General features: G+C 71.1%; 24 protein-coding genes and 2 pseudogenes. 18 read left to right on the top strand and 8 right to left on the bottom strand.

Features of this window, described 5'->3' with window-relative positions:
- Nucleotides 1–178: 178 nt before the first annotated feature.
- The 4 genes from ABZ887_RS23725 to ABZ887_RS23710 all read left to right on the top strand — a co-directional run bounded on the left by ABZ887_RS23725 (nt 179) and on the right by ABZ887_RS23710 (nt 4,962).
- The gene (locus ABZ887_RS23725) at nt 179–1,525 is read left to right on the top strand and encodes an NAD(P)-binding domain-containing protein (RefSeq protein WP_361292572.1); all 1,347 of its coding nucleotides are present in this window, start codon (nt 179–181) and stop codon (nt 1,523–1,525) included.
- Entirely contained in the window at nt 1,522–2,400 is an 879-nt protein-coding gene (locus ABZ887_RS23720) for an SDR family oxidoreductase (protein ID WP_361292570.1), read from the top strand. The genes ABZ887_RS23725 and ABZ887_RS23720 overlap by 4 nt, the downstream gene beginning before the upstream one ends.
- Nucleotides 2,397–3,824 carry an aldehyde dehydrogenase family protein gene (locus ABZ887_RS23715; protein ID WP_361292568.1) on the top strand — a complete coding sequence of 476 codons (1,428 nt, stop codon included), beginning with the start codon at nt 2,397–2,399 and terminating at the stop codon, nt 3,822–3,824. Before ABZ887_RS23720 ends, ABZ887_RS23715 begins: the two co-directional genes overlap by 4 nt.
- A 61-nt stretch (nt 3,825–3,885) precedes the next feature.
- Entirely contained in the window at nt 3,886–4,962 is a 1,077-nt protein-coding gene (locus ABZ887_RS23710; protein ID WP_361292566.1) for an AraC family transcriptional regulator, read from the top strand.
- Between the two features lie 36 nt (nt 4,963–4,998).
- Here the strand turns inward: ABZ887_RS23710 and ABZ887_RS23705 are convergent, their stop codons facing one another.
- From ABZ887_RS23705 to ABZ887_RS23690, 4 genes and pseudogenes are all read right to left on the bottom strand, one after another.
- Entirely contained in the window at nt 4,999–5,634 is a 636-nt protein-coding gene (locus ABZ887_RS23705) for a hypothetical protein (protein WP_361292564.1), read from the bottom strand.
- Nucleotides 5,635–5,877: 243 nt separating this feature from the next.
- On the bottom strand, nt 5,878–7,206 hold the full coding sequence (gene dacB, locus ABZ887_RS23700) for a D-alanyl-D-alanine carboxypeptidase/D-alanyl-D-alanine-endopeptidase (RefSeq protein WP_361292562.1): 1,329 nt from the start codon (nt 7,204–7,206) through the stop codon (nt 5,878–5,880).
- A gap of 139 nt (nt 7,207–7,345) precedes the next feature.
- Nucleotides 7,346–8,101, bottom strand: a pseudogene (locus ABZ887_RS23695) (SDR family oxidoreductase).
- A 13-nt stretch (nt 8,102–8,114) separates the two neighbouring features.
- On the bottom strand, nt 8,115–8,282 hold the full coding sequence (locus tag ABZ887_RS23690; protein WP_361292672.1) for a hypothetical protein: 168 nt from the start codon (nt 8,280–8,282) through the stop codon (nt 8,115–8,117).
- 62 nt (nt 8,283–8,344) lie between these two features.
- On the opposite strand from ABZ887_RS23690, the pseudogene ABZ887_RS23685 reads away from it, so the two are divergent.
- The 3 genes and pseudogenes from ABZ887_RS23685 to ABZ887_RS23675 all read left to right on the top strand — a co-directional run.
- Nucleotides 8,345–8,782: pseudogene (locus tag ABZ887_RS23685) on the top strand (2-oxo acid dehydrogenase subunit E2); the annotation flags it as partial.
- A gap of 78 nt (nt 8,783–8,860) precedes the next feature.
- Nucleotides 8,861–9,517, top strand: coding sequence for a maleylpyruvate isomerase N-terminal domain-containing protein (locus ABZ887_RS23680; RefSeq protein ID WP_361292560.1), 657 nt, complete (start codon nt 8,861–8,863; stop codon nt 9,515–9,517).
- A gap of 183 nt (nt 9,518–9,700) precedes the next feature.
- A complete protein-coding gene (locus ABZ887_RS23675; RefSeq protein ID WP_361292558.1) occupies nt 9,701–9,883 on the top strand; it encodes a hypothetical protein in 183 nt (60 codons plus the stop codon).
- Between the two features lie 28 nt (nt 9,884–9,911).
- Here the strand turns inward: ABZ887_RS23675 and ABZ887_RS23670 are convergent, their stop codons facing one another.
- Both ABZ887_RS23670 and ABZ887_RS23665 read right to left on the bottom strand, forming a co-directional pair.
- Nucleotides 9,912–11,153, bottom strand: coding sequence for a glucuronyl hydrolase (locus ABZ887_RS23670; RefSeq protein ID WP_361292556.1), 1,242 nt, complete (start codon nt 11,151–11,153; stop codon nt 9,912–9,914).
- Between the two features lie 169 nt (nt 11,154–11,322).
- Complete coding sequence (locus tag ABZ887_RS23665; protein ID WP_361292554.1) at nt 11,323–12,108, bottom strand: DUF1932 domain-containing protein; 786 nt, start codon at nt 12,106–12,108, stop codon at nt 11,323–11,325.
- Nucleotides 12,109–12,221: 113 nt separating this feature from the next.
- Between ABZ887_RS23665 and ABZ887_RS23660 the strand changes: the two genes are divergently transcribed.
- The 6 genes from ABZ887_RS23660 to ABZ887_RS23635 all read left to right on the top strand — a co-directional run bounded on the left by ABZ887_RS23660 (nt 12,222) and on the right by ABZ887_RS23635 (nt 18,298).
- A complete protein-coding gene (locus ABZ887_RS23660; RefSeq protein WP_361292552.1) occupies nt 12,222–12,893 on the top strand; it encodes a GntR family transcriptional regulator in 672 nt (223 codons plus the stop codon).
- Between the two features lie 135 nt (nt 12,894–13,028).
- Nucleotides 13,029–13,976, top strand: a complete 948-nt coding sequence (locus ABZ887_RS23655; RefSeq protein WP_361292550.1) for a DUF6282 family protein — start codon at nt 13,029–13,031, stop codon at nt 13,974–13,976.
- The gene (locus ABZ887_RS23650) at nt 13,973–14,734 is read left to right on the top strand and encodes an ABC transporter ATP-binding protein (RefSeq protein ID WP_361292548.1); all 762 of its coding nucleotides are present in this window, start codon (nt 13,973–13,975) and stop codon (nt 14,732–14,734) included. The genes ABZ887_RS23655 and ABZ887_RS23650 overlap by 4 nt, the downstream gene beginning before the upstream one ends.
- Nucleotides 14,731–15,597: an ABC transporter permease gene (locus tag ABZ887_RS23645; RefSeq protein ID WP_361292546.1), complete on the top strand. Its 867-nt coding sequence runs from the start codon at nt 14,731–14,733 to the stop codon at nt 15,595–15,597. Before ABZ887_RS23650 ends, ABZ887_RS23645 begins: the two co-directional genes overlap by 4 nt.
- A 14-nt stretch (nt 15,598–15,611) precedes the next feature.
- On the top strand, nt 15,612–16,637 hold the full coding sequence (locus ABZ887_RS23640) for an ABC transporter substrate-binding protein (RefSeq protein ID WP_361292544.1): 1,026 nt from the start codon (nt 15,612–15,614) through the stop codon (nt 16,635–16,637).
- A gap of 71 nt (nt 16,638–16,708) precedes the next feature.
- Nucleotides 16,709–18,298: a thiamine pyrophosphate-binding protein gene (locus ABZ887_RS23635; RefSeq protein WP_361292542.1), complete on the top strand. Its 1,590-nt coding sequence runs from the start codon at nt 16,709–16,711 to the stop codon at nt 18,296–18,298.
- 60 nt (nt 18,299–18,358) lie between these two features.
- Here the strand turns inward: ABZ887_RS23635 and ABZ887_RS23630 are convergent, their stop codons facing one another.
- Entirely contained in the window at nt 18,359–20,125 is a 1,767-nt protein-coding gene (locus tag ABZ887_RS23630; RefSeq protein WP_361292540.1) for a tannase/feruloyl esterase family alpha/beta hydrolase, read from the bottom strand.
- Between the two features lie 409 nt (nt 20,126–20,534).
- On the opposite strand from ABZ887_RS23630, the gene ABZ887_RS23625 reads away from it, so the two are divergent.
- From ABZ887_RS23625 to ABZ887_RS23610, 4 genes are all read left to right on the top strand, one after another.
- Nucleotides 20,535–21,665 carry a DUF3500 domain-containing protein gene (locus ABZ887_RS23625; RefSeq protein WP_361292538.1) on the top strand — a complete coding sequence of 377 codons (1,131 nt, stop codon included), beginning with the start codon at nt 20,535–20,537 and terminating at the stop codon, nt 21,663–21,665.
- The gene (locus ABZ887_RS23620; RefSeq protein ID WP_361292536.1) at nt 21,625–22,131 is read left to right on the top strand and encodes a HupE/UreJ family protein; all 507 of its coding nucleotides are present in this window, start codon (nt 21,625–21,627) and stop codon (nt 22,129–22,131) included. The genes ABZ887_RS23625 and ABZ887_RS23620 overlap by 41 nt, the downstream gene beginning before the upstream one ends.
- Nucleotides 22,132–22,217: 86 nt before the next feature.
- Entirely contained in the window at nt 22,218–23,636 is a 1,419-nt protein-coding gene (locus tag ABZ887_RS23615) for a lamin tail domain-containing protein (RefSeq protein WP_361292534.1), read from the top strand.
- Between the two features lie 167 nt (nt 23,637–23,803).
- On the top strand, nt 23,804–24,889 hold the full coding sequence (locus ABZ887_RS23610; RefSeq protein ID WP_361292532.1) for a hypothetical protein: 1,086 nt from the start codon (nt 23,804–23,806) through the stop codon (nt 24,887–24,889).
- Here ABZ887_RS23610 and ABZ887_RS23605 read toward each other — a convergent pair whose 3' ends face one another.
- Nucleotides 24,890–25,507 (bottom strand): XRE family transcriptional regulator, encoded by a 618-nt coding sequence (locus ABZ887_RS23605; RefSeq protein WP_361292530.1) that lies wholly within the window; start codon nt 25,505–25,507, stop codon nt 24,890–24,892.
- 111 nt (nt 25,508–25,618) lie between these two features.
- Here ABZ887_RS23605 and ABZ887_RS23600 point away from each other — a divergent pair, with 111 nt between their 5' ends.
- Nucleotides 25,619–26,410, top strand: coding sequence for an IclR family transcriptional regulator (locus tag ABZ887_RS23600; protein ID WP_361292528.1), 792 nt, complete (start codon nt 25,619–25,621; stop codon nt 26,408–26,410).
- Nucleotides 26,411–26,445 lie beyond the last annotated feature (35 nt).

The raw sequence follows: 26,445 nt of genomic DNA, 5'->3' as shown, positions 1-26,445 counted from the left end.
CACCGACGGCCACACCGGGGACCCTGGCGGCCAGCAGCGGTCGGCCGGGCGTGCCCCAGGAGGTCAGCGGGCTGGCCGCTGCGGCCCCCTATGTGGCCGCACGGGCCAGTCCGCCGGTGCCCGCCCGCTGCCTAAGTTCCTCCCACGCCGAAACGTGGCGACGAGAGGAGGTGGACTCGTGACGGAGTCCGAATTCGACATATGTGTCATCGGTGCGGGTCCCGCGGGGCTGGCAGTGGCACGGGCGCTCGGTGAGCGACGGCTTCCCTACACGCACATCGAGCGTCACACGGGTCCGGGAGGTCTGTGGGACATCGACAACCCGGGCAGCCCGATGTACGAGTCGGCGCATTTCATCTCCAGCAGGACCCTCTCGGGCTTCGGCGGCCGGCCGATGCCCGACCACTTCGCCGACTACCCCTCGCGGCGGCAGATCCTGTCGTACCTGACGTCCTTCTCCGACGCGTACGGGCTGACCGAGCGGATCGAGTTCGGCACCGAGGTCCGTGACGTGGTCAAGAACCCGGACGGCACCTGGACGGTCACCCGGTCCGACGGACGGACCAGTCGGCACGGGCAGGTCGTGGTCTGCACCGGCGCGCAGTGGCACCCCAACATCCCCGAGATCCCGGGTGACTTCAGCGGCGAGATCCGGCACACGGTCGGCTACCGCAGCAGCGACGAACTGCGCGGCAAGCGGGTCCTGGTGGTGGGCGCCGGCAACTCCGGCTGCGACATCGCCTGCGACGCGGCCCGGGCCGCCGACCACGCGGAGATCAGCATGCGCCGCGGCTACTGGTTCATCCCCAAGCACGTGTTCGGCAGGCCCGTGGACACCCTCGAAGGCGTCGGTCCCCGGATGCCGAAGTGGCTGGAGCAGAAGCTGTTCGGCGCACTCCTGCGGATCATCAACGGCGATCCGCGCCGCCTCGGCCTGCAGAAACCGGACCACAAGCTCTTCGAGACCCATCCGACGGTCAACTCGATGCTGCTCCACCACCTGCAGCACGGCGACATCACCGCACGACCGGGCATCGCACGGGCCGAGGGCCGCACCGTCCACTTCACCGACGGCACCAGCAACGACTTCGACCTGATCCTGCTGGCCACCGGCTACGTCCACAAAGTGCCCGTCGCACAGCGCTACTTCGGCGACGAGCAGCACCCCGACCTGTACCTGTCCTCGTTCTCCCGCGAGCACGAAGGGCTGTTCGGCGTCGGCTTCATCGAGACCAACTCCGGCGCCTACCAACTGTTCGACACACAAGCGCAGTTGATCGCGGGCTTCGTCCAGGACTCCCGCCGGGGCCTGCCGAACGCCGAGCGGTTCGCCCGCATGATCCGGGACGACCGCCCCGACCTGACCGGCGGCCTGCGGTTCGTGGACTCCCCGCGCCACACCGGCTATGTCGACAGCGCCGCGTACACCAGATACCTCAGGAAGGTCGCAGCCGCCATGGGCTGGCCCACCGAGGGGCGCCCTCCGGCCGTGCCGGCCCTCCGCAGCAGGGAGACGGTGGCATGAGCGGCTACGACTGCACCGGCAAGGTGATGCTGGTGACCGGCGGCGCGGGCGGCATCGGCAGCGCGCTGTGCCGGCGGTTCGCGACCGGCGGCGCCGTGTGCGTCGTCGTCGACATCGACGGTGAGCGCGCGCGGCGGGTCGCGGACGCCCTGCCCGGCGCCGGACACCTGGGCCTCGGCTGCGACCTGCTGGACCGGGCCGGGGTGGCGGCCCTCTTCGAGCACGTCGCCTCCGCCTTCGGCCGCCTCGACGTACTGGTCAACAACGTCGGCATGACCAGCACCGAGCGCTTCGACGTGCGCGCGGTGGAGAGCATCGAGCGGGAGATCGACCTCAACATGATCTCGCCGCTGGTGGCGACCCGGCTCGCCATTCCCCTGCTCAGGGCCTCCGCCGACCCGCGCGTCATCACCACCGTGTCACTCGCCGGGATCTTCCCCCAGGGGGAGACCCCCATCTACGCGGCGTCGAAGTTCGGGCTGCGCGGCGCGATGCTGTCCATCGCCCTCGACCTGGGTGCCAAAGGCATCCGCGTCGGCTCGGTCCTGCCGTCGGCCACCGACACCCCGATGCTGCGCCGGGAGGCCGTCGACGGCGGCAACTCCCTCCAGTTCCAGGACCCGCCGCAGCAGCCGTCCGACGTCGTCGCCGCCGTGGTCAGCCTGCTCGACCGGCCGCGCTTCGAGGCGTATCCACGCGTCGGCGAATCGCTCCTGGTCCGCTTCTCCATGCTTGCCCCGAACCTCCTCCCCCGGCTGCTCCCGCTCTTCCGCAGGCGCGGCGAACGCGGCCTGGCCCGCTACCTGGAGGACCTGCGGCGCAGGGGGCTGGCCCGTCAGGTCGACGGCCACTGGGAACTGGTGAAAGAGGCATGACCGTGATCACCGAAACGAACGTCCGTCTGCTCAGGATCGTCAACCCGGCGACCGGAGAGACCCTGGACACCCTGCCCGCCGCCACCCCGGGCGAGGTGGACGCAGCCGTGCAGCGGGCCCACCGTGTCTTCGACAGCGGGGTCTGGTCGGGCCGACCGCCCCGGGAGCGGGCCACCGTACTCCTGCGCCTCGCGGACCTGATGGAACGCGACGCCGAGATCCTGGCCCGCCTGGACTGCGAGGACGCGGGCAAACCGATCACGGACTGCCGTACGGGCGACGTGCCCGGCGCGATCGAGTCGATCCGCTGGTTCGCGGAGGCCGCCGACAAGGTCTTCGGGCGCGTCGCGCCCACCGGCCACGACCACCTCGGCCTGATGAGCCGGGAACCCGTCGGCGTGGCCGCCGCGATCCTCCCGTGGAACTACCCCCTTGCCATGGCCGCCTGGAAGGTCGGCCCCGCCCTCGCCGCGGGCAACAGCCTGCTGCTCAAGCCGGCCGAGGCGACCCCTCGCTCGGCCCTCCACCTGGCCCGGCTGGCCGCCGAAGCGGGTCTGCCGGACGGGACGCTCACCGTCCTGCCCGGCCACGGGGCGGAGGCCGGCCGGGCGCTCGCCCGCCATCCCGGGGTGGACGCCCTGTCCTTCACCGGCTCGACGGCGACCGGACGGCGGATCCTGGCGGATGCCGCGGAGACCAACTTCAAACGGGTCTCCCTGGAGATGGGCGGCAAGAGCCCCCAGGTCCTGATGCCGGACGCGCTCGACCTCGGTGCCGAACTCGTCGACGACATGATCGAGGCCGCGTTCCTGACGGCGGGCCAGAACTGCACGGCCGGCTCCCGTGTCCTGGTCCACGAGGACATCGCCGCCGAGGTCGTCGCCCGGTTCACGGCCGCCGCCGGGGCGCTGGCCGTCGGCGACCCCGCCGACCCGGACACCCGCATGGGACCGCTCATCAGCGCTGCGGCGCGGGACCGGGTCGCCGGCGCCGTGGCCGAGGCGGTCGCCGCCGGAGCCGTGGCGCACGCACCCCGGCTGCCGGAAGGCCTCCACCCGCGCGGGGCCTACCACCCGCCCACCGTCGTGGTCGGCGCCCCCGCCCGGAGCAGGGTCCTCACCGAGGAACTGTTCGGCCCCGTGGTCACCGTCCAGAGCTTCACCTCCGAGCAGGAGGCGATCCGGACGGCGAACGCGACCGACTACGGCCTCGCCGCCTCCGTGTGGACCCGCGACCTCGACACCGCCGTCCGTCTCGCCCGCGGCATCCAGGCCGGAGTGGTCTCCGTCAACGCCTACAGCGAGGGCGACATCACCTCCCCCTTCGGCGGCTGGAAGCAGTCCGGATTCGGCGGGGCGGAGCGGTCCACCAACGCCTTCGACCAGTGGACCAGGGAGAAGACGGTGTGGATCCGCACGCGCTGACAAGGCGGAAAGCGGACGCGACTGCCTAAAGTGGTCGCCAGTACGGCCCTGGAGAGAAGCCATGCCCGAGCCACCCCGTCCGGAGAACGGCACCACGCGCAGCACGTCGGCGACGATCTCGCCGAACATCCTGCGCTATCTCGGCCAGATCACCGGGGAGTACGGCGTCGACCTGCGCCCGGAGCTGACCCAGGTGGGCCTCACCGAGGCCCTGCTGGGATCGGCGGCCCTGCGGGTCTCCTACCGCCAGGGCAGTGCCGTCATCCGGCGCGCCATCGAACTCACCGGGGACGAGAACCTGGGCCTGCGAGTGGGAGCGGCGCAGCACCTCACCGCCTGGGGGCTGCTGGGCTTCGCCATGCTCGCCAGTGACACCCTCCGGGCGGCCATCGACGCGGGCGTGCGCTTCCAGAACGTGTCCGGGGCCATGACGGTCTGGTCGGCGGGCCCGGAAGGCCCCGACTACGTGGTGCGGGCCGACCTGCCGGATCCGGAGGTCGACCCGCTCGTCGCCGTCTTCCTCGTCGAGGAGGCGTTCTCCAGCGTCGTCACGCTGGGCCGCCTCGCCGCCGGCGCCGGCCTCACACCGCAGGACATCCACTTCGCCTTCCCCGCGCCGCAGGATGTCCAGCCGTTCCGCGACCTCTTCCGCTGCCCCCTGCACTTCGGCGCGTCCCGCAACCGCCTGGTGGTACCCCAGACATGGATCAACCGACCCATGCCGGGCCGTGATCCGGTCACCTACGCCGCGACCCTCGAACTCCTCGAAGCGCAGATGGCCTCACGTCGCCGCCAGCAGGACCTCCTGGAGGTACTGGAGATCTCCGTCGCGCAGAGCCTTCCGGAGGTTCCGTCCTTCGCCGAACAGGCCCGCAGACACGCGTCGAGCGAACGCACGCTGCGCCGCCGCCTTGCCGGCTGCGGCACCTCCTACGAGGCGATCGTCGAGGGGGTACGGCGTGAACGCGTCGAACACCTCCTGCACCGCCCCCACCTCACCCTTCGCGAGGTGGCCCGCCAGGCAGGCTTCTCCGACGAACGTGCGCTCCGCCGAGCGGTGCACCGCTGGCACGGCATGGCGCCGCTGCAACTCCGCGCGGCGTTCCTCACGGACACCGGCGGAGACAGCGCCCCGTGAGGCGACCCGGGACGCCGTGGTGCCGGTCCGGAGGGTTCACCGCTGGATGAAGACGGTGATCCACTCGGCTTCCCGGGGCCGGTACCCATAGCGGTCCCACAGTCCCGACACGATCGCCGGAACGTGGCCTGCCCCGTAGACGACGGCCACCCGGATCGCCTCGTTGCCGCGCTCCGTGTGGATCCGGCCGAGCGCGTCGAGCAACCGCTGGTCCCGCCGGCCGGTCATCGCCTGCTCCACGGGATTGTCGGCCAGCATCTCCGCCCGCAGTGTCGACGGCAGGTCCTCGACCGCCAGGTCCTCGTCGAGGAAGGCGCTCGGACCGCGCAGCGCGAACACCAGGCCCATCACCGGGGCCGCGATCATGAGCAGCAGGTACATCCACCGCGGCAGTGTCTTGAGGTCCTCGATCGCCTCCGCCGCGGTCACGTCCGGGTTGATGACCGGCACGTCCTTGGGAAGGAGGGTGTCTTCGCGCTGTTCCTGAAGGCCGTTGCGCCTTCGGCGGGGAGCGAACCGGTAGGCCAGCGTGAGGGCGCTCACTCCGGCCGACTTCCCCCGGATTCCCTCGAGCACGATGAGATCGCATTCCTTGAGCCGGAGGCGGACCTGGGAGTAGAACGTGGGCGAGGCCACGTGCAGCATCGGGAAGATCACGAATTCCAGTGGCATCCCCTTCCGCCTCATCGTGATGGCGGCAGATCTGACGGAGTATCCGGTCACCTCGATGATCTGCATGATTCCCCCGCGGACTTCGTCTGGTTCGCCTTCCTTCTGTACCTGGACACGAACCTGGCCGGAGCGGCGGTTCCCTCTGACCGGACGGTGGCCGACGCTCGGGCCCGGGCGGCAGCGGCCCCGTCGCCGCCCGCGGCTCGGCGTCGACCACCGCGGAGATCATTTCCTGGGGATCGGTTACGCCCAGCAGCCGTTGACCGTGGCCGCCAGCCCGTCCAGGGCGTCCTTGGTGGCGGCCGGGTCGGCGGTGGAGTTGTTCTCGATGAAGGAGAAGATCTTCCAGCGGCCGTCCCCGGCCTTGGTCAGCCCGCTCAGCGCGATCGCACCGGTGAGGGTGCCCGTCTTCGCCATGACCTTGCCGACGGCACACTGCGAGTCCGCGGTGTCGAACCGGCCCCATTCGGGACCCAGGGTGGAGCCGGCCTCTCCCGACACGGGCAGGCCATCGATGATGGAGCCGAGGACCTGCGCGTTGCCGGGGGCGTCGGCCACGTCGAGGATGTCGGCGATGGTCTGTGCCGGGATGCGGTTGGCGCGGGACAGGCCGCTGCCGTCGTGGATCTCGTAGTTGTCGAGCGAGACGCCGTACCGGGCGAGCACCTCGCGTACGACGGCCGCGCCGTCCTCGAAGGTGGGTGGGCGGTCGGCGCCGATCGCGGTCATCCGCAGCAGCGTCTCGGCGATATCGTTGTCACTCACCTTGAGCATGTGCTTCACGATGGTGGACAGCGCGTCGGACTGGTGCTGGGCGACCGGCACGTCACCCGTGCCGGCGGTCCCGTGGGCGACGGTGCCCGTGACGGTGACGCCCTGCGCGGCGAGGAGCCTGGCGAAGGTCTGGCCCGCGTCGAGGGACGTGTCCGTGACGTGGTGACCGTCGACCACCAACGCCCGTACCGGTGCGACCGAGTCCGGGTAGTAGCCGTCGTTCCAGCCGGTCGCGAGCGTGGGCGCGGGGAAGAGGCTGTCGTCCACCTTCACCGCGACCGAGGTGAGACCCGCGCTCTTGAGGCCCGCGACGGCACTCTTCGCCATCGCGGTGAGGTCGGCGCTGGTCAGGGTGCGGTCGCCGCCGCCGACGAGGGTGAGCGTGCCGTTGCCGTAGACGGCCCTGGTGGTGAACCGGTGGTCGGGGCCGAGCACCGTCAACGCGGCGGTGGCGGTGCCGAGTTTGGTGTTGGACGCGGGCATCAGCGCGGTGGCCGCGTCGTGGCCCCAGACGACCTTCTGGGACTCGGCGTCGATGACGACTCCGCTGAGGGTGGTGCCGAGACGGGTGTCCTGGACGCGGGTGCCGAGATCGTCCGCGATCTTCTGCTCGGCGGGGTCGAGTGCCGTGGCCGTGGAGACGGTGTTGCCGGCGGCGAAGGCGGTCGTACCGAAGAGGATCGTCCCGGCGACGGGGACGGTCACCGCGACGACGGCGACCCTGCGCAGTGCGGGGTGCAGGGTCTTCGCCTTGCGGTGACGAGCGGTCGTCGGGGCGGGGGATGGGGGGTTGGACATACGGGCCTCTCGGCGAAGTGCTGCGGCGGAAAGGGGAGTTGACAGGGAGAACCTGGGTTCTCAAGAGTGAAAGCTACAGGCATGATCCCGAATCCTGGGCGGTTCCTGTGGACGTTCACACCCGCGCCGCCGCGCACCGTCAGAAGCCGTGCCGCGCGCCGCCGTCCACCTGGAGCATGAGCCCCGTCAGGTACGAGGCCGCCGGAGACAGCATGAACGCGCCCGCGCGTCCGAACTCCTCCGGTGTGCCGTACCGCCGCAGCGGGATCCGGGACTCGTTGGCGGCCCGCGTGGCCTCGGGGTCGGTGGACAGCCCGTCCAGCTCACGCATGCGATCGGTGCCGATCCGTCCCGGCAGCAGTCCGAAGACGCGGATGCCGCGCGGCCCCAGTTCGTCCGCGAGCGACTTGGCCAGGCCGGTGAGGCCGGGCCGCAGCCCGTTGGAGAGGACCATCCCGGGGGCCGGCTCGTACGCCGTGATCGACAGGACGAACCCGATGGAGCCCCCGGCCGGCAGCTCCGCGGCGGCCGTGCGAGCGAGCCGCACCGTACCCAGGAACACCGACTCGAAGGCCGCCTGCCGCTGTGCGTCGGTGTGGTCCGCGATGCGGCCGGCGGGCGGGCCGCCGACGCTGACGAGGATGCCGTCGAAGCCGCCGAACCGCTCCCGTGCGGTGGCGATCAGCTATTCCGGTGCCCGCGGGTCCGCGTTGTCGACGCCGACGCCGGCCGCGTTCGGACCGAGCTCCGCCGCCGCCTCGGCCGCACGCTTCCCGTCGCGGCCGGCGACGACCACCCGGGCCCCGTCGGCGACCAGTTCGCGGGCGACGGCGAAGCCCAGCCCACGGGTGGCACCGGTGAGGACGTACACCCTGTCCTTGAGTTCGAGATCCATGGTCCGTGTCCCCTCAGTGCCCCAGAGCGGCGGTGATGCCGTCGTCCACGGCCGCGCCGAGCTTGGCGTCGTCCTGCTCCGTCCAGGCGCGGGCGACATGCCCGTCGGGCCGGATCAGGGCGGCGCGCCCGTCGTCCCAGCCGTCGTGGGCCCGGTCCGGCGACCCGCCGTGCACGGTGATCCGCTCCTGCGCGCGATCGGCGAGGGCGCCGTCGGCGGTCAGGTCGAGGAGGAGGTGGGCCCAAGCACTACGTCCACCTCGGCATCGCCGCCGCGACCGGACGCGGGCTCATCGTCCCCAACATCAGGCACGCCGACCGGATGTCGCTGCGGGAGCTCGCCGAGGCGCTCGCCGAACTCACCGGCACGGCCCGGGCCGGGAGGACGACGCCGCAGTCGATGACCGGCGGGACCGTCACCATCACCAACGTCGGCGTGTTCGGTGTGGACACCGGGACACCGATCCTGAATCCGGGGGAGGCGGTCATCCTCGCCGTGGGTGCCATCCGGCGCATGCCCTGGGTCGTGACGGACGCGTCGGGAGCGGAGGCGATCGAGCCCCGCTGGGTCACCCAGCTGGCCCTGTCCTTCGACCACCGGCTCATCGACGGCCAACAGGGCTCCGAGCTGCTGGCCGACATCGCGGCCGTCCTGCACGATCCCGGGCTGGCGATGCTCTGACGGGGCCCACCACCGGCCGCCGGGCCGGTGATCGAAAAGGGAGGGGCGGTTCCTGCGGGGCACGGGTACGGTCCTGCCATGTCTGGATCAACCATTGGTGACCGCTCCCAGCCCTCTGTCACCGCCGACGACCTCGACCTTGCCGTGCAGCTCTCGGTGGCCGTCCTGCGCGAGGCGCCGCCGGCCGCCTGGGAAGGCAAGGCGGGTTCGCTGGAATGGGACTGCTGGGAGACCGTCGAGCACCTCAGCGACGACCTCTTCGCCTACGCCGCCCAACTGGGCCCGAAGACACCGCCCTTGGACAGGGAGGTGCCCTTCGCGTGGGAGCGGCGGCGGCCCGGCGGTCCGGCGAACGCCATTCACGCGGACCGCACGGCGGGGCCCGCCGGCCTGCTGCAGGTCCTGGAGGCGAGCGGCGCGCTGCTCGTCGCCATGGTGCGCACGACGCCTCCGGGGACCCGCGCCCACCATGTCTTCGGCGCCTCGGACCCCGAGGGATTCGCCGCGATGGGAATCGTGGAGACCCTGGTGCACACGTACGACCTGGCGGACGGGCTCGGTCTCGCATGGGATCCGCCTGCCGATCTGTGCTCTCGCGTGCTCGTCCGGCTGTTTCCGGACGCCCCGTCGGCCACTGACCCGTGGCCCACCCTCCTGTGGGCCACGGGACGCGCCGAACTTCCCGGACACCCTCGTCTCACCACCTGGCGCTGGGACGGCACGCCCCGGGCATAGGCCGGGAAGGGCCCACCGGGTCGATTGCCTCGCAGATTCCCCAATTCGGCGCGACAGCCGTGAAAGACGGCCAGAATGTGGCGGTGAGGCCGGTGGTGATGTGGGGCGCCGGTCGTCGAGTGCTGTGAAAAGAGAGTTCCGTCCTCGGGCAACGGCGTACGCTCCGCAGCGAAGGAGGGTGCCATGGCCGCTCACGCGAGAGCGATCGGGGTCTGGTGGCTGGTCACCATGGCTGCCCTGACCACGGCGGTCATCGCGGTCGTCCTCGTCGTCCAGGCCGACTCGGGGGAGGCGTCCCCGCCGCCGTCGTCCCCCCTCACCGCACCGGCGACGGACGTGCCCGCGACGACGGACTCCGCGCCGTAGGACTCCACCCCGTAGGGGCCGGGTGGCGTCAGACCGTCGACAGATCGATCGCCCGGTCCAGGTCGTGCGGCCGCAGGACGCGCAGGATCGCCTCGAGGAGGTAGTAGTCGGCGTAGGGGAGGGAGATCTCGATGCCGTCCTCGGCGGGGCGGTTGCGGGTGCAGCGGGCGACCACGGCCTCGGCGCGGGTGGAGTGGGCGGTGAGGCAGGTCCGGCAGAGCGCGTCGAGGATGCGCAGGGCGGTGGTGCGGTACGTCCTGCTGCCCGTGGCGGCGGCCAGGTCGAGCAGCCCGCAGGCCATGACGGTCCCGGCGGAGGCGTCCTTGATGTCGTACGGCTGCTGCGGTGCGCGGTAGTCCCAGACGGGTATGTGGTCCGGGCCGAGGGCCTGGACGGCGAAGTCGGCGAGGGTGCGGGCGGTGTCGAGGAACTCGCGGTCGCCGGTGCGGCGGTACATGGTGGTGAAGCCGTAGATGCCCCAGGCCTGGCCGCGGGCCCAGCAGGAGGTCGGGCTGTAGCCCTGGACGGTGTTGGGGCCGACGGGGGTGCCGGTGGCGGGGTCGACGTCGTAGACGTGCGGGGTGGACCCGTCCGGTCGCGGGAAGAGGCGGCCCGCGGTCCGCGCGTGTCCCACGGCCGCGTCCATGAAGGCGTCCTCGCCGGTCTGCCGGGCGGCGAAGACGAGCAGGTCGAGGTTCATCATCGTGTCGATGATCACGCGGCCGGCGTTGTCGGAGGTGTTGAGCGCGCCCCAGGCCCGCAGGTAGCGGCCGCGGGGGTTGTAGCGCTGGAGCAGTGAGCGTGCGGCCTGTACGGCGCCGTCCCGCCAGGACGTGTCGCCGGTCAGCCGCCAGGCGGTGACCCAGGACGGGGTGAACAGGAAGCCCAGGTCGTGGGTGCCGGTGTCGTACCGGCGGGGGGCGAGTCTCGCGGCCGACGCGAGAGCGAGGTCGCGCAGGTCGTCGTCGCCGCTGTGGAGCCAGCTCATCCAGAGGACGCCCGGCCAGAATCCGCCGACCCAGTCGCCGTTCTGGGAGTAGACCCACTTCTCGAACTTCGTCCCGACGGGGAAGGCGCTCACCCCGGGCGCGACGGCACGCACCTTCGCCACCGCGTAGTCGGCCGCGTCACGCAGCACCGCCTCCGTGGCCGCCGGCACCTGGCCGGCGAGCGGCCGGTCGGCGAGCGCCTGCGCGGACTGAGGTACGGCGGCGTACGCCACCGCGGCGCCGCCTGCGGTGGCCAGCACGGCCCTGCGGGACATGTGCATGGGTGCCTTCCTCTCCAACTGAGGTGATTCGTGCGGGAGTTGAAGGAGTCTCGCATGCAGGGAAGCGCGCGTATACACATGTGCGCAAAGTTCAAGTACGTGAACGACATGGATGGGTGAGCATGGATGGGTGAAGTGGTCGGGTGAGGTGGATGGGTGATCGGTGCGCCTACCGCGAGGACAGCCGGTGCAGCAGATCCCGGCTCGCCGAGGTGATCAGCGGGGGTACGCCGAGGTCGGCGAGCATGTCGGCGGCGGCCTGCATCTCCGCCGTGCGGCGTACCGCGTGCCGGTGGCTGCCGTCGACCAGCCGGTCCAGCGTCGCCGCGTCCGCGTGCGTCAGCTCCTCGGTGATGTGCTCCCGCAGCCACTCCTCGCAGCCGGCCGCGCGCGCCGCCTCCAGTGCCTCGATGACGGCCGCCGCCCACCCCTTGTAGAAGACGCTGCGCAGCAGCTTGCGCTCGGCGGCCAGCCCGGCCGGGCCGTCGAGGACGTCCACCCGCGCGCCGAGCGGACGGAGGAGGCCGGCGTAGCGCCCGCCGGCCGCCCCGGAGACGAGCATCGGCGTGCGCAGGCCCCGGCCGGGCACGGTGGCCATCAGGGCCACGTCGACGAGGTCGATGCCCGCGTCCGCCGCGGCCTCGCCGAGGTGCCGTTTCGCCGCGGGCGACGCGGTGTTGAGGTCGGCCCACAGGCAGCCGCGCGCGGTGCCGGCGAGCCCCGCGCGCAGCGCGTCCGGGGCGGCCGAGGCGCTGTTGACGCTCAGGACCAGATCGCTGCCGGCGGCCGCCTCCGCCTCGCCGTCGGTGCCCACGACACCCGGCGGCGCCGCGGCCTTCGGGTCGTACCCGCGCACCAGCGCGCCCGCGGCGACCAGGTCACCCGCGATCGCGCCGCCCGCCTCGCCCAGCCCCAGTACGGCGACACGAAGGCCCGTCACGGCGGTGGAGTTCACAGGTGTCTCCCAGTTCGTGTTCATCGTCCCTGGCCGGAGGCCGTCACGGCAGGGCAGGATTGGCGACAATATCGTTGCCATTCTGATCGTTCTGTCGCGGAAAGGGGAACCACGTGTCGGCAGCACCCAACATCCCGTCCGGGTCCGACCCGGTCGTCGAGGTCATCCGCGCGGCGATCGTGCGCGGCGACTACGTACCGGACCAGCGGCTCGTGGAGGTCGACCTGGCGGAGCGGTTCTCGGCCAGCCGCGGCGCCGTGCGCTCGGCCCTGTTCCAGCTGGGCAACGAGGGGCTGGTGGAGCGCATCCCCAACCGGGGGGCCCGGGTGCGCGCGGTGCCGCTGGCCGAGGCGATCGAGATCACCGAGGTCCGGATGGTGGTCGAGGGCCTGTGCGCCGCCAAGGCCGCGCAGCGGGTGACCGACGCGGAGATCGCCGAACTGCGCGAGATCCGCGCGGGGATGATCGGAGCGGTCGAGGCCGGGGAGGTCATGGTCTACTCCCGGTTGAACAACCGGCTGCACCGCCGCCTCATGGAGCTGAGCGGTCAGGCCACGGCCGAGGGTGTGCTGGAGCGGCTGCGCGGCCAGTCCGTGCGTCACCAGTTCCGGCTCGCCCTGCAGCCGGGGCGGCCGGCCGTCTCGCTCCCCGAACACCTCGCGATCATCGATGCCGTCTGCGGCCGTGACCCCGTCGCCGCCGAGCAGGCCGCCCGGGGGCACCTCGGCAGTGTCATCCACGCACTGCGGAAATCCGCCAACTCGTCGTCTTCGAAGGCGAGTTAGGGCTGTCGTCGGCTCGTGAAGGTCGGCTCGCGGCGGGCGCGGGCGACGGTCGGTATCGCTTTCTGCGCAACCCATTGACGCCTTCCCACTGATTGTTAACAATCTGGGTCACCAAATTGGTGACAGGGAGGCGGTATGACCGACCGACCAGGCACGCACCCCATCCCCATCCCCTCGGACGAGGCCCGCGAACTCGTCGCGGGGGCCTACGACATCCATCTGCACATCGCACCCGACCTGATGAAGCGCCGCGTCGACGACCTCACCCTGGCGTCCCGCTTCGCCGAGGTCGGATTATCCGGCTTCGTCCTCAAGTCGCACTACGTGCCCACGGCGGAACGGGCCGCGGTGGTCCGCAGGGCGGTCCCCGGCTTCGGAGCGGTCGGGGCGATCACCCTGAACGGCTCGGTGGGCGGAATGAACCCGATCGCAGTGGAGATCGCCGGCCGCGGCGGCGCCCAGGTCGTCTGGCTGCCCACCGTGGACAGCGCCAACGAACGGGCCTGTACGGCGAGCGGTCCCGAGGGCGCCACACCGCCCATGTGGATGCAGTTGCAGAACGAACTCCGCGACGCCGGCATGACGGCCGACCCGGTGGACGTGGTCGGACCGGACGGCAAGGTCCTGGAGATCACCCGCCAGGTGCTCCGGGTGATCGCGGCCCACGACATGACCCTCGCCACCGGCCACCTCGGCACCGAGGAGATCACCGCCGTGGTGGACGCGGCGGTCGAGGAGGGCGTCCGCCGGATCGTCGTCACCCACCCGGAGTTCACCTCGCAACGGGTGGGCGTCGAACGGCAACGCGAACTCGCCGCCAAGGGCGCCCTGCTGGAGCGGTGCTTCACCACCCCGTACACCGGCAAGGTCTCCTGGGAGCTGTGGCTGGAGAACATCAGGGCCGTCGGCCCGGAGCACTCCGTGCTCTCCAGCGACCTCGGCCAGCCCTTCAACCCGCCGGTGGAGGACGGACTCCCGCTGCTCGCCGAACGGCTGCTCGCCGCCGGCTTCACCCGGGACGAGGTCCGGGTCATGGCCGTGGACAACAGCCGCCGGCTGGCCGGAGCGGCGGACGACCGATGACCGCCGTCCTGGAACTCCGCGGACTGAGCGCGCAGTTCGTGAAGGACGACACCGGGATCGTGGCACTGCGCGACCTGAGCCTCGGCATCGAGGAGGGCTGCTTCGTCAGCGTCCTCGGCCGCAGCGGCTGCGGCAAGTCGACCATGCTGAACATGATGTCGGGACTGATGTCCCCGACCTCGGGCCGGGTGACGTACCGGGACATGCGGGTGTCCGGGCCGCGCACCGAGGTCGGCTACCTCACCCAGTCCGACACCCTCATGCCCTGGCGCGACGTCCGCCGCAACATCGAAATGCCCATGGAGATCAAGGGGGTTGCCGCCGGGGAACGCCGGGACCGGGCGGCGGACCTCATCGAGCGGGTCGGACTCACCGGCTTTGAACGGCACTACCCGCGCGAACTCTCCGGCGGCATGCGGCGCCGCGCCGGCCTCGCCCGGATGCTCGCCGGCGACCCCGAAGTGCTGCTGCTCGACGAGCCGTTCGGCGCCCTCGACGCCCAGCTCCGCTCCGTGCTCCAGGCCGAACTGCTCCGGCTGTGGCAGGGCAGCGGCCAGACCGTCGTCTTCGTGACCCACGACATCGAGGAGGCCCTGCTGCTCGGCGACCGGGTCGTGGTGCTCGGCCGGATCGGCCGGGTCGTCCTGGACAAGCAGATCGACCTGCCCAGACCGCGCGACGCCGACGGACTGCGCGTGGACCCGCACTTCGTCGCCCTGCACAAGGAGATGTCGGCGGCGCTGCGGGAGGCACGGTGAACACGGTCGACGCGAAGACCCCGGCGGACCCGGAGACCGAGACGACGATCGGGCAGTCGGTCACCGTTCCCCTGCACCGCAACTGGTGGGAGCGGCACGGCGGCACCGTCGTCATCTGGGGCGGCCGGCTGGTCCTCGCCGCCGTCCTGCTGGTGGCCTGGCAGCTGTGCGCCGGGCGGGTCTTCGACCTCACCTTCACCAGCAGGCCCCTCGACGTCGTGCACCGGCTGGCCGACTGGCAGCGCCAGGGCCTGCTCTGGTCCAACACCTGGGTCACCCTCAAGGAGGTCGTCCTGGGCTTCCTGCTCGGCGCCGCCTCCGGCGCGGTCACCGGGTTCGTCCTCGCCTCGCTGCCGACCTTCTACCGCATGGTCGACCCGTTCATCGTCGCCCTGTACTCGCTGCCCAAGGTCGCCCTCGCCCCGCTGTTCATCGTCTGGTTCGGCATCGGCATGCAGATGAAGGTGCTGCTCGCCGCCGTCACCGTGTTCTTCCTGGTCTTCCTCAACACCGCCGTCGGCGTACGGGAGGTCGACCGGGGACTGATCGACGCGGTACGGCTGATGGGCGGCCGCCGCCGGGACATCGTCCTCAAGGTCGTCCTGCCCGCGTCCATGACCGGCCTGCTCACCGGCCTCAAGGTCGCCGTCCCGTACTCGCTGATCGGCGCCGTGATCGGGGAACTCGTCGCCTCCAACCGGGGGCTGGGCTATCTGATCAGCGACGCCGCCGCCAACTTCGACACGGCCGGGGTCTTCGCGACGCTCGTCGTCCTCTCGGCCATCGCCACCGTCCTCAACCTGATCGTCAGCCTCATCGACCGCAGGGCCAACCGCTGGAAGCCACTGGAGGGCCGGAAATGAGAGCTCAGCCGCGTATGGACCGACGGCACCTCGTGAAGGGCCTGCTCGCCACCGGAGCCGTCACCCTCGCCGGCGCGGGCTGCGCCAAGTCCGGCGCCTCCACCGGGACCGGGAAGATCTCGGTCGGGCAGGTCAGCCAGTCCATCGCCTTCTTGCCGCTGTTCATCGCCACCGAGAAGGGCTACTTCAAGGACGAGGGCGTCACCTTCGGAGACCCGCCGATCCTCGGCACCGGCGCCAAGGTCGCCGCCGCGCTGAAGTCCGGCAGCATCGAACTCGGCGGCTCCGTCATGACCGACGTCCTCAAACTCTCCGCGATCCAGAGCGACATCCGTCTGGTCGCCGACCTGGTGGACCGCTACTACATCGACATCATCACCGGGAAGGACTTCAAGGGCGCCGCGACCGACGCCACCCTCGACGAACGCATCAAGTCCCTGCGAGGGCAGAAGATCGGCATCACCGGACCCGGCAGCGGCACCGAGGCGCTCGTCATCTACCTCTTCGACAAGGTGGGCCTGGACTCCAAGAAGGACGCCCAGCTGGTCAACCTCGGCAGCGAGCCCAGCGCGGCGCTCGGCGCGCTCAAGGGCGGCCAGGTCGACGCCCTGTCCTTCGCCCAGCCGCTCGGCCAGCAGGCGGAGGGAACCGGCGTCGGAACCCTGTACATCTCCCCGTCCCGCGGCGACATCCCCGGGCTGGTCGACGTGTCCCACGGCGTCATCTTCACCACCCAGGGCATCCTCAAGGACAAGGCCAAGGAGATCGCGGCCTTCCAGCGGGCGCTGGTCCGGGCGAAGAAGGACATCCACGGCAACGACACCGCGGGCGTGAAGAAGCTGCTCGCCGAGTACCGCAGCGGCCTCCCCGACACCACCCTCGACGCCCTGATCCCGCTGCTGAAGAGCGAGATCCCGACGACGAACGCCTTCAGACGGTCCTCCTTCGACACCGCGGTCGCCTTCCACCGGTCCGCCGGCCTCATCACCGAGGACCCCGACTACGACCAGCTCGTACCGGCGAACCTGCGCGCGACGTGACGGCGGCCGGCGGACCCGGGGAACTCCGTGCGGGAGCGACGGGAGGGAGCGGTACGGGCAGGACGGCCGCAGTGGTCGCCGAGTACGTCCGGGCCACGGGGACGCGGTGCGTGTTCGCCTACCCCGGTGACCCGATCATCGAACTGATGGAAGCGTTCCGGGCCGCCGGCGTCGAGGTCGTGGCCGGTACCCGTGAGGGCACGGCGGTGTTCATGGCCGAGGCGCAGGCCATGGTGACCGGGCGGCCCGGTGTCTGCCTGTCGACGCTGGGGCCCGGTTCGACGTCGATCGTCAACGGGGTGGCCGCCGCCACCTGGGACCGGGTTCCGCTGCTGGCGATCTCGGGCCAGATCGACCCCGGCCGCGAGGACCTGGTCACCCACCAGGTGGTGGACCACAAGCTGCTCTTCTCACCCGTGGCCAAGTGGGCCGGCCGGATCGACCCCCGGTCGGCCGACGCGGTGCTGCGCAAGGCGCTGCGGCTGGCCGTCGCCGAGCGGCCCGGCGCCGTCCATCTCACCGGCTCCGCCGAGGCGTTCGCCGCTCCCGCACCCCGCGCCGCCGTCGCGCCGCCGCCCCTGGACGGCGCCGCCGGCGGGGTCCGGGTGCAGCGGGCCCCCGGCGGCCCGGACCCCGCGGTGCTGTTGCGGTCGGCCCGGCGCCCGGTGGTGCTGGCCGGCACCGCCGCGACCCGGTGCGCAGCCTCCGCAGCCCTGGTCCGGCTGGCGGAGACGGCAGGCGCCCCGGTGGTGGTGTCACCGATGGCCAAGGGCGTCTTCCCGGAGGACCATCCGCTCTTCGCCGGGGTCCTCGACATGGCCTGCCATCGGGTGGTGTGGGACTTCCTGGCCGGCAGTGACCTGGTCGTCGCCGCCGGCTTCGACCCCGTCGAGCTCCTCAGGCCGTGGTCCCTGCACACGCCCGTCCTGCATGTCGACACCACACCCAACGTCGACCAGGTCTACCCCAGCGGCTGCGAACTGGTCGGAGACGTCGCCGCGAGCCTGGACTGGCTCGCCGACGGCCGGCAGGGCGAGCCCCGCTGGACCGAGGCGGACGTCGCCGTCCACCGCGCCCGGCTCCGCGCTGCCTACTATGCGGGCCGGGTCGAAGGACGTCTCAACCCCACCGACGTCATCGACGTCGTCCGCGCCCACACCCCGCCCGACACCGTCGTCACCTGTGACGTCGGCTCGCACAAACTCCTCGTCGGCCAGGGCTGGCAGACCCGCGCACCGCGGGGTGTCCTCATGAGCAACGGCCTGTCCTCGATGGGCTTCGGGCTCCCCGCGGCGATCGCCGCCCAGCTGACCCTGGGCGAGGTTCCGGTCGTCGCGCTGATCGGCGACGGCGGCTTCGCCATGACGGCGACCGAACTGCGGACGGCCGTCGCCCGCCGGCTGCGGCTGACGGTGGTGGTCTTCTGCGACGGCAGCCTCAACCGCATCGAGCTCAAACAGCGGGCCCTCGGCTACGGCGGCACGGCGACCCGGCTGGACGACATGGACATGGTCGCGCTCGCGGGTGCCATGGGCTGCGACGGCGTGCGCGTGACCTCGGTGGCCGAACTGGAGAAGGCCATCACCGGCCTCGCGACCCGCACCGGCCCCCTGCTCGTCGAGGCCCGCATCGACCCCGCCCAGTACGAGGCGCAGTTCTGAGGAGCGGACCGTCCTGATCGGGCACCGGCTGCCGCACGGTGCCCGATCACCGGCCGGGGTTCAGCTCTTCCCGGGGCGGGTCACCCACTTGCCGTCGACCCAGCTGCTGACCGTCTCGTATCCGGAGCGGAACGAGCCCAGGTAGTCCACCTTCAGGTTCTTCTCGGCGGTGGACAGCCGCGCCGTGTAACCGGCGGGGTCGTCGGCGGATCCGCCGGTGGTGTCGACCGCGATGTAGGGGAACGCGTACACGGGGCGGGCGGCCGTCACGGTGCCGCTGCTGTTGATCTTCTGGCTGAGCAGGCTGTCGGGTGCCCGGTCCGCGGTGACCCAGTCGACGACCGCGGTGAGCGCGTCGATGCTGTCCGGGCCCTGACCGCCGCCGCAGTGCGCCACGCCGGGCAGCAGGAACAGCCGGGCGAAGTCCCTGGTGGCACGCTCGCCGCCCTTCGTCTTCTCCACCGCCTTGTAGTAGGCCATGCCGGCGACGGAGGAGATGTTCGGGTCGGCCAGCCCCTGCCAGATGATCAGCTTGCCGCCGGCCGCCTTGAACGCGGACAGGTCGGGGTCGGTCGCGTCCATCGTCCCCTCGTTGAGCTTCATCAGCTTCCGGTAACCGGCATCCGTGAATTCGACGTCCTTCCAGGACAGTTCGGGGTGCGCCTCGGGGTAGAGGAGGTAGCGGACGCGTTCGTTGACGTTGGTCTGGTTGGTCGTGGAGCCGGTGGCGGTGGTCGGGACGATGACTCCGGCCCAGTTCAGCTCGTTGCCGCGCAACTGCCAGCCCGGATAGAGGAGTTTGCCGGCCTTGTCGACCGGGCCCGAGTACAGCTTGCGTACGGTGGTGACCTGGGCGGCGGTCAGGCAGAAGTCGTCGGAGGTCGAGGTCTGCCCGCTCGCGCAGGCGATGCTGCCCGGGTCCCAGGTACAGCTCAGCGGGTCCTCGATGATCCCGTCGCCGCTCTCGCCGCACCCCTTGAGGACCGCGTTGTGCAGCGGGGTGAGGTCGGCCGTGGTCAGGGTGGCCGTGCCGTCCGTCCCGGAGAACACGGCCTGGGCGTTCCAGGCGTGCTGGAAGGTGTGCGCGGTCCAGTTGTTGGCGGGGGCCCCGGCGACGATGCCGTTGAAGTCGGTCGGGTAGCGCTGGGCCTCGGTGAGGGCCTCGTGGCCGCCCTGCGAGCAGCCGTCGTAGTAGGCCCCGGTGACGGAGGTGCCGTAGAAGCGCCTGATGACGTCCTTGGCCACGACGGCGAGCTGGTGCTCGGACCTGTAGCCGAAGTCGGCCTTGAGGGTGGGGTCGGTGCCGAAGAGCCCGGAGCTCATGCTGGTGCCGTAGTGGCCCTGGTTGTCCGAGGCCACGGCGAACGCGCCGTCGGTCAGCGGCACGCAGCCGGTCGCGGCCGGGGCGCTGCCGCTGCTCACCACACCGCAGTTGCCGCCGCAGCCGACCTGGAGATAGCTGCCCTGCCAGGTCGTCATCGGCAGCCGCAGGTCGAACTGGATCTGCGGGGCGATCAGGCCCTTCACCTCGCAGGCCGCCCAGTTGCCGAGGGTGTTGCCGCCGGCGGCCAGCACGGTCGCCGAGGCGATCTGGGTGGGGGCGCCGGAGATGCCGCTCAGATCGAGCGCCGCGACGGCGGAGCAGTCGATGGCGGGAGCCGTGGCGGAGGCGGTGGCCGTGGCGGTGGTCGCGGCGGTGCTCGTGCTGTCGGCCTGCGCCGAACTTCCGGTCAGCGCGCCGACGGTGCCGATCGTCAGCGCCGGCACGGCGGCCAGGACCACGGCGACACGTCGCAGGCGGATGCGTTTCCAGGGAGGTGGCTGCACGGGGGCTCCAGGGTCTTCGAGTGGTGCGGGAACACTCGGACTACGGGGGACGGGTGAGGAGTGAAGCAGCGAGGGCGGGAGCAGGAGAAGCAGCCGGTGCCTGTGAATCCTCGCCCTGGTCATCGACGACCGGGATACGAGCCATCGCCTTGTGAACTTGATTCGGACTGCGGGGACATGACGCCATATCAGACATGAAGGGGACCGATCGCGTCCGGCGCGGAAACTGAAAATCTTGGCCATGTCCCACAGTAAGACACAGGTAAATCCGAGTACCGCTCGATGGCATCCATAGCGGCGACTGGTGGAATTTATCTCCTTCACACATCGGGCAGGGAGATCTGGCCGCTGCGTTTACGGGAACCGTTTCCGGAATTCCTGCACATCATCTTCCGAAGGGACCGGCAAGATGCCAGAAACCAAAACCCACCGCAGGTTAAAGAGCAAGTGGAAGCGCGCGGGCGTGGCCTTCGTCGCGGGGACGGCCCTGCTCCTCGGGGGGATCTACGTCAACGCCGACGCCGCGACCACCCCGGTCGACTCCTCGGCCGGCGACTCCTCGGCCGCCGGGACCACGGCCGCCACCGACGCCTCGTCGTCCGTCTCTGACGTGGTCGACGCCGCCGACGCGTTCCTGGACACCCTGGACGGCGACCAGCAGTCCGACGTGCTCCTCGACTTCACCGAGGCGAACGCCACCGCCTGGTCGAACCTCCCGTGCGGCTCGACCTGCCGGGTCGGCATCGAGTTCAGCACCCTCAGCGACGAACAGCTGACCGCCGCCAAGGCGGTGATCGAGACGGCCACCGGTACCGGCAGCGGCACCGGATACGACCAGATCACCCAGATCCTGGCGGCCGACGACAACCTCGGCGAGACCGCCAGCGGCTACGGCAGCGGCAACTACTACCTGGCGTTCCTCGGTACTCCGAGCACCGATGGCACCTGGCAGCTGCACTTCGGTGGCCACCACCTCGCGGTGAACCTCACCTACAAGGACGGCGAGGTCGAGGGCACCACCCCGTTCTTCATCGGGGTGGAACCGACCAGCTGGACCGGTGACGACGGCACCACGTACGCACCCCTGTCAGGTATGCGCGACGGGATGCTGGACATGATCGGCAGTCTCAGCAGCAGCGAACTGTCGGAGGCGAAGCTCTCCGAGTCGTTCAGCGACGTGCTGCTCGGTCCGGGCGAGGACGGCGACTTCCCGGAGACCAAGGAAGGCCTCGCGGTCAGCGAACTCACCGACGACCAGCAGGAACTGGTCCTCGACGCCATCGAGCCCTGGGTCGACGTGGCGGACGACACGACCGCCGCCTCCGTGCTGAGCGACTACGAGTCGGACCTCGACGAGACCTACATCTCGTACTCCGGCAGCACCGACCTGGACACCACGGGCGACTACGTGCGCATCGACGGCCCGGGCGTCTGGATCGAGTTCATCTGCCAGAACGGGCTGGTCTACCAGAACCAGGTCCACTACCACACCGTCTACCGTGACCACGACACCGACTACGGGGGAGAGTTCTCGTTCTGACGGACTGATGGACCGCCCACCGATCTCGCTGTGGCATGCGCCGCGCATGCCGGCCGGGATCGCGACGGCGGTCCCGGCGGCGCCGCTGCCGGCGGCGCCGCTGCCGGCGGCGCCGCCCGCCGGAAACCGCTGGCGCGGACTGGTGAGCACCAGAAACGCCGTCGGCCACATCGGCCGCACCACACTGGCATTCACCGTCGGGCATTCCGTCGCCCTCGCCGCGAGCGCCTTGGTCCGCCTCGACATACCGGCCCGACCGGTCGCGGAATTCATCGCCTTCAGTATTCTCGTCGGCGCCGTCCATGCAATTCGACCGCTTTTCCCGGGACGTGAGGCCGTGGTCGCCGGTGTCTTCGGCCTGCTCCTCGTCCTGGTCACCGGCGCGGTGCTCGCCACGTTCTGGACACTCGCCCCGCACGGGCGCGGCAACCCCCGGCGATCTTGGCGGTTCGCTCACCGTTCATAACGTCCTCACCTGCGCGAAGACGCCCGTTCGAGCCACGCAGGAAAGGTCCTGGCGGCCTGTCACAACGAAACCCCAGGACGGACTTGGTGACCGAATCACGCGTTCGCCGGTGGCGCCGCAGCCTCCGTGTCCTGCTCGTCGCCGTCGCCGGACCGACGCTCGCCGTCGGCGCGCTGACGGCGTCCCCCGCCCACGCGGCGGCGGCCGACGACATCCGGATCAACGAGGTGGTGACCACCGGGGACGTCAACGACTCCGTGGAGCTCTACAACAAGGGCACCGCCACGGTGGATCTCTCCGGCTGGATCCTCCGGGACGACAACGACAGCTCCAAGTACGCGATAGCCTCCGGGACCACCCTTGCGCCCGGCGGCTACGCGGCCTTCGACGTGCACAACTCCTTCGGCCTGGGCTCCGACGACGAGGCACGCCTCTACCTCGCCGACGGCACCACCCTGGTCGACAGCTTCAGCTGGACCCAGCACTCCGCCCCCTCGTGGTCGCGCTGCCCGGACGGCACCGGTGCCTTCGGCTCGGCCGCGCTGACCCTCGGCGCCGCCAACGAGTGCGGCTCCGGCGGTGTTTCGGCGACCGCGTGGCCGGGCGGCAGCTCGGTCGCCACCGCCGATACCAAGAACGCCTTCGGCTCCGACATGAGCGGCCTCTACCAGGAGGGGAGCGTGCTGTGGGCGGCGCAGAACAGCGGCAAGCTGTGGCGGCTGGTGCCCAACGGCTCCACCGCCTGGAAGGCCGACACCACCAACGGCTGGACGTCCGGCAAGACGCTCAAGTTCCCCGGCGGATCGGGCACGCCCGACGACGAGGGCGTCACGCTCACCGGCTCCGGCGCCGGCGGCGGTGTGTACGTGTCGAGTGAGCGCAACGCGGACTCGTCCGGCACCAGCCGGCTCTCCGTCCTCAAGTACGACGTCAGCGGCACCGCCACCACCGTCACCGCCGCCACCGAGTGGAACCTGACCTCCGACCTGCCGTCGGTGGGCTCCAACCTCGGCCTGGAGGGCATCACCTGGGTCCCCGACGCCACCCTGACCGCCGCCGGGTTCAAGGACGCCTCGACCGGTGCCGCCTACAACCCGGCGAACTACGGCTCGCACACCGGCGGCGTGTTCTTCGTCGGCGTCGAGGGCACCGGCATGATCTACGGCTACGTCCTCAAGGACGGCGGCACCTTCACCCGGGTCGCGGCCGTCAGCAGCGGCATGGCCGGCGTCATGGAACTCCAGTGGGAACCGCAGGCGTCCCGCCTGTGGGTGGTCTGCGACGACACCTGCTCCGGCCAGCACCGCACCCTGCAGATCAACTCCTCCGGCGTCTTCGCCACCACCGCGATCCACAACCGCCCGACCGGCATGGACAACCTGAACAACGAGGGCTTCGCCGTCTCCGGCTCCGACGCGTGCAGCGGCGGCAGCAAGCCCGTGTGGTGGTCCGACGACAGCAACGACAGCGGCCACGCGCTGCGCAGGGGCACCATCACCTGCTGAGGCCTGCCGGGCCGCCGGTGCCGCGCTGTATCGTACGCGCGGCATCACCCGCACCACCCGGAACGCCCGCCAACTCCCTTACCGGCACGTCGACTTCACCGACGTGCCGGTTCCTTTCGCCGTCCCCCGGAGGAACCGTGGCAACCCCCCGCACCCACCGTTTCCGTATGTCCCTGCCCAGACGCAGATCCCTCGCCGTGACGGCCGCCCTCGCCGCCGTCTGCGGTGCCGGCCTCACCCAGCCGACCCCGGCCCGCGCGGACGCCGCCGCCGACCGCGCCGCCCTCGCCCAGTGGTGGGCCCCGGTCAACTTCCAGGACGTCGACTCCACCGGCGAGACCGCCCTCGGCGGCAAGTCCGACTACATCACGTCGTACGACTACGACGGCGACCTCAACGGCCGCAACAACTGGGAGAACACCAGCCAGTTCCCGCTCGCGGCGCACGTCTACTACTCGGTCGTCCAGACCCCGTCCTTCTCGTACCTGCTGTACACGTACTTCCACCCGCGCGACTGGTCGGACGGAGTCCTCGACAACTACCAGGAGGACCTCACCGAGCACGAGAACGACGCCGAGGGCGTCCTGATCGTCGTCGCCAACGACGGTTCCGCGCACGGGCAGTTGAAGGCCGCCATCACGGTCGCGCACAGCAACTTCTACTCCTGGGTGCCCTCCGGCAGCGACTTCACCAGCGGGCAGGAGACCGTCGACGGCACGCTGAAACTGCAGGGCGACCCGCACGACGACGGTCACGGACGCCCGTTCACGACCCAGCAGCCCAACACCCATGCCGCATGGGCCGAGGGCTACCTGTCCCAGGAGCGCAGCCAGTACGCGAGCGGCGACGGCATCGTCTACTACCCCGGCTCCACCGCCGAGGTGCCGTCCGGCTCCAACGACCGGGACGTGCAGTACACCCTGACCGACGTCTTCGCCTCGAACGGCATGTGGGCGAACCGCACCCTCACCTCGCTGTTCGCGACCACCAACAACTTCGCCGGTGACGACAGTTCCAACCCCTACGGCGCCAAGTGCGGGGCGGGCGGGGTCCTCGGCCCGGCCAACGGGGCGTGCGACACCGACGCGGCCAACCCGCCCTGGGCCTGGGACGACTCGAACGACCTGCCCGGCCGGGGCTACCTCGCCACCAACCCCGCCGAACTCGTCTGGGACTACTTCAACTGGTCCGGCAAGCCCTCCTCGCCGGACCTCGCCTACACCTGGGACCAGTACAACGGCATCACCTCCTGATCAGGCGCCGGGCCCGCCCTGCAGCACCGTGGGGCTGATCTGCCGTACCTGAGGCAGCGTGGTGACCATGTGGGCGACCACGCGTTCGCTGAGGCAGACATGGCGGTGGGGGATGTCCCCGGGGAACCGGGCGAAGTCCCCCGCCGCCAGGTCGACCGGTTCGGTGAGCGGGCCGGTGCGCAGCTTGCCGGTGATCACGTAGATGTGGTGGAGCGTGCCGGCCGCGTGCGGGGCGACGGGCTCGGGCTGCCTGCCGCTGCGTTCGAGACGCAGCACCAGGGTCCGGACGTACCCCGAGCCGTACACCTCGTCGAGCAGCCGCTCCGACCAGTTGCCCGCCTCCGACCACTCGCCCTCGTCGTGGCGCTGCACGTAGACCGGCGTGCCCCATTCGGTGAGCAGCCGGCGGGCCGGTACGTCCAGGGCCGCGCCGAGCAGCGAGAGCGTCTCCACGGTCGGGTTGCCGGCGCCCTGCTCGATCTTCGACAGCGTCTGCTTCGAGAGACCGGAACGGCGGGCCAGCTCGCCCAGTGACATGGCGCGTTCGAGCCGGAACCGGCGGACGTTGCGGGCCACCAGCTCGTTCTCATGGGCCAGGTCGTCACTTTTAATGTGCATCCCGTCATTGTTGACGGACGGTAGGCGGTCTGGCCATGCTTGTCACGTAAAAGTTTCCGGACGGTCTACTGAAAATGACACCGGACCCCCTCGAAGCTGAGGTGAACCGCCATGACCACCGCCTCCCTGGACTACCCGGCCCGTGACGACCGGGCCGCCGTCGACAAGGCCATCAGCCTGCTGGTCGCCTTCGGTGACAGGGCGAGCAGCGGGGTCGGCGTCAGCGAGCTGGCCCGGCGGGCCCGGCTGAGCAAGTCGACCGCGCACCGGGTGCTGGGCATGCTGGAGCGCAACGGCGTGGTGGAACGGGTCGGCACGGACTACCGGCTCGGCGAGCGACTCCACCAGCTGGGCCGCTCCGTCTACGCGGCCGGCCACGAGAACCTGCGCGACCTGCTCCTCCCGTACCTGACCGACCTGTACGAGCTCACCCGGCACACCGCCCACCTCGCCGTCCTGCACGGCACCGACGTGGTCTACCTCGGCAAGCTCCACGGCCACCGCCCGGCGCCGGTCCCGTCCCGCATCGGCGGCCGGCTGCCCGCACACGCCACCGCCGTCGGCAAGGTCATGCTCGCCTACGACGCGGAGGCCGCCGCCCAGGCGATCGCCGGGCCGCTGCACCGCTTCACGGCCCGGACCATCGCCGACCCGGCGGCACTCGCCGAGGAACTGGACCGCATCCGCCGTACCGGCCTCGCCTACGACGACGAGGAGAGCCAGCCCGGGCTGAGCTGCGTCGCCGCGCCTGTCCTGGGCCGCTCGGGGCGGGCGGTGGCCGCGCTGTCCATCGCCGGACGGCGCGACCGGATCGACACCCGGCGGCTCGGCGCGGACGTACGCCGGGTCGCGGCGGCGGCCTCCCTGGCACAGCAGCGGACGGGCCGGTTGCCACGGCCATGACTTCGGCGCCTGCCGCCGCCGTGACCTCGGCGCCT

Origin of the sequence: Streptomyces sp. NPDC047061 (genome assembly GCF_040643955.1) — a bacterium.
Classification (GTDB): Bacteria; Actinomycetota; Actinomycetes; order Streptomycetales; family Streptomycetaceae; genus Streptomyces.
The sequence above is the reverse complement of the archived record's forward strand: the minus strand, read 5'-3'. Positions and strand labels throughout refer to the sequence as shown.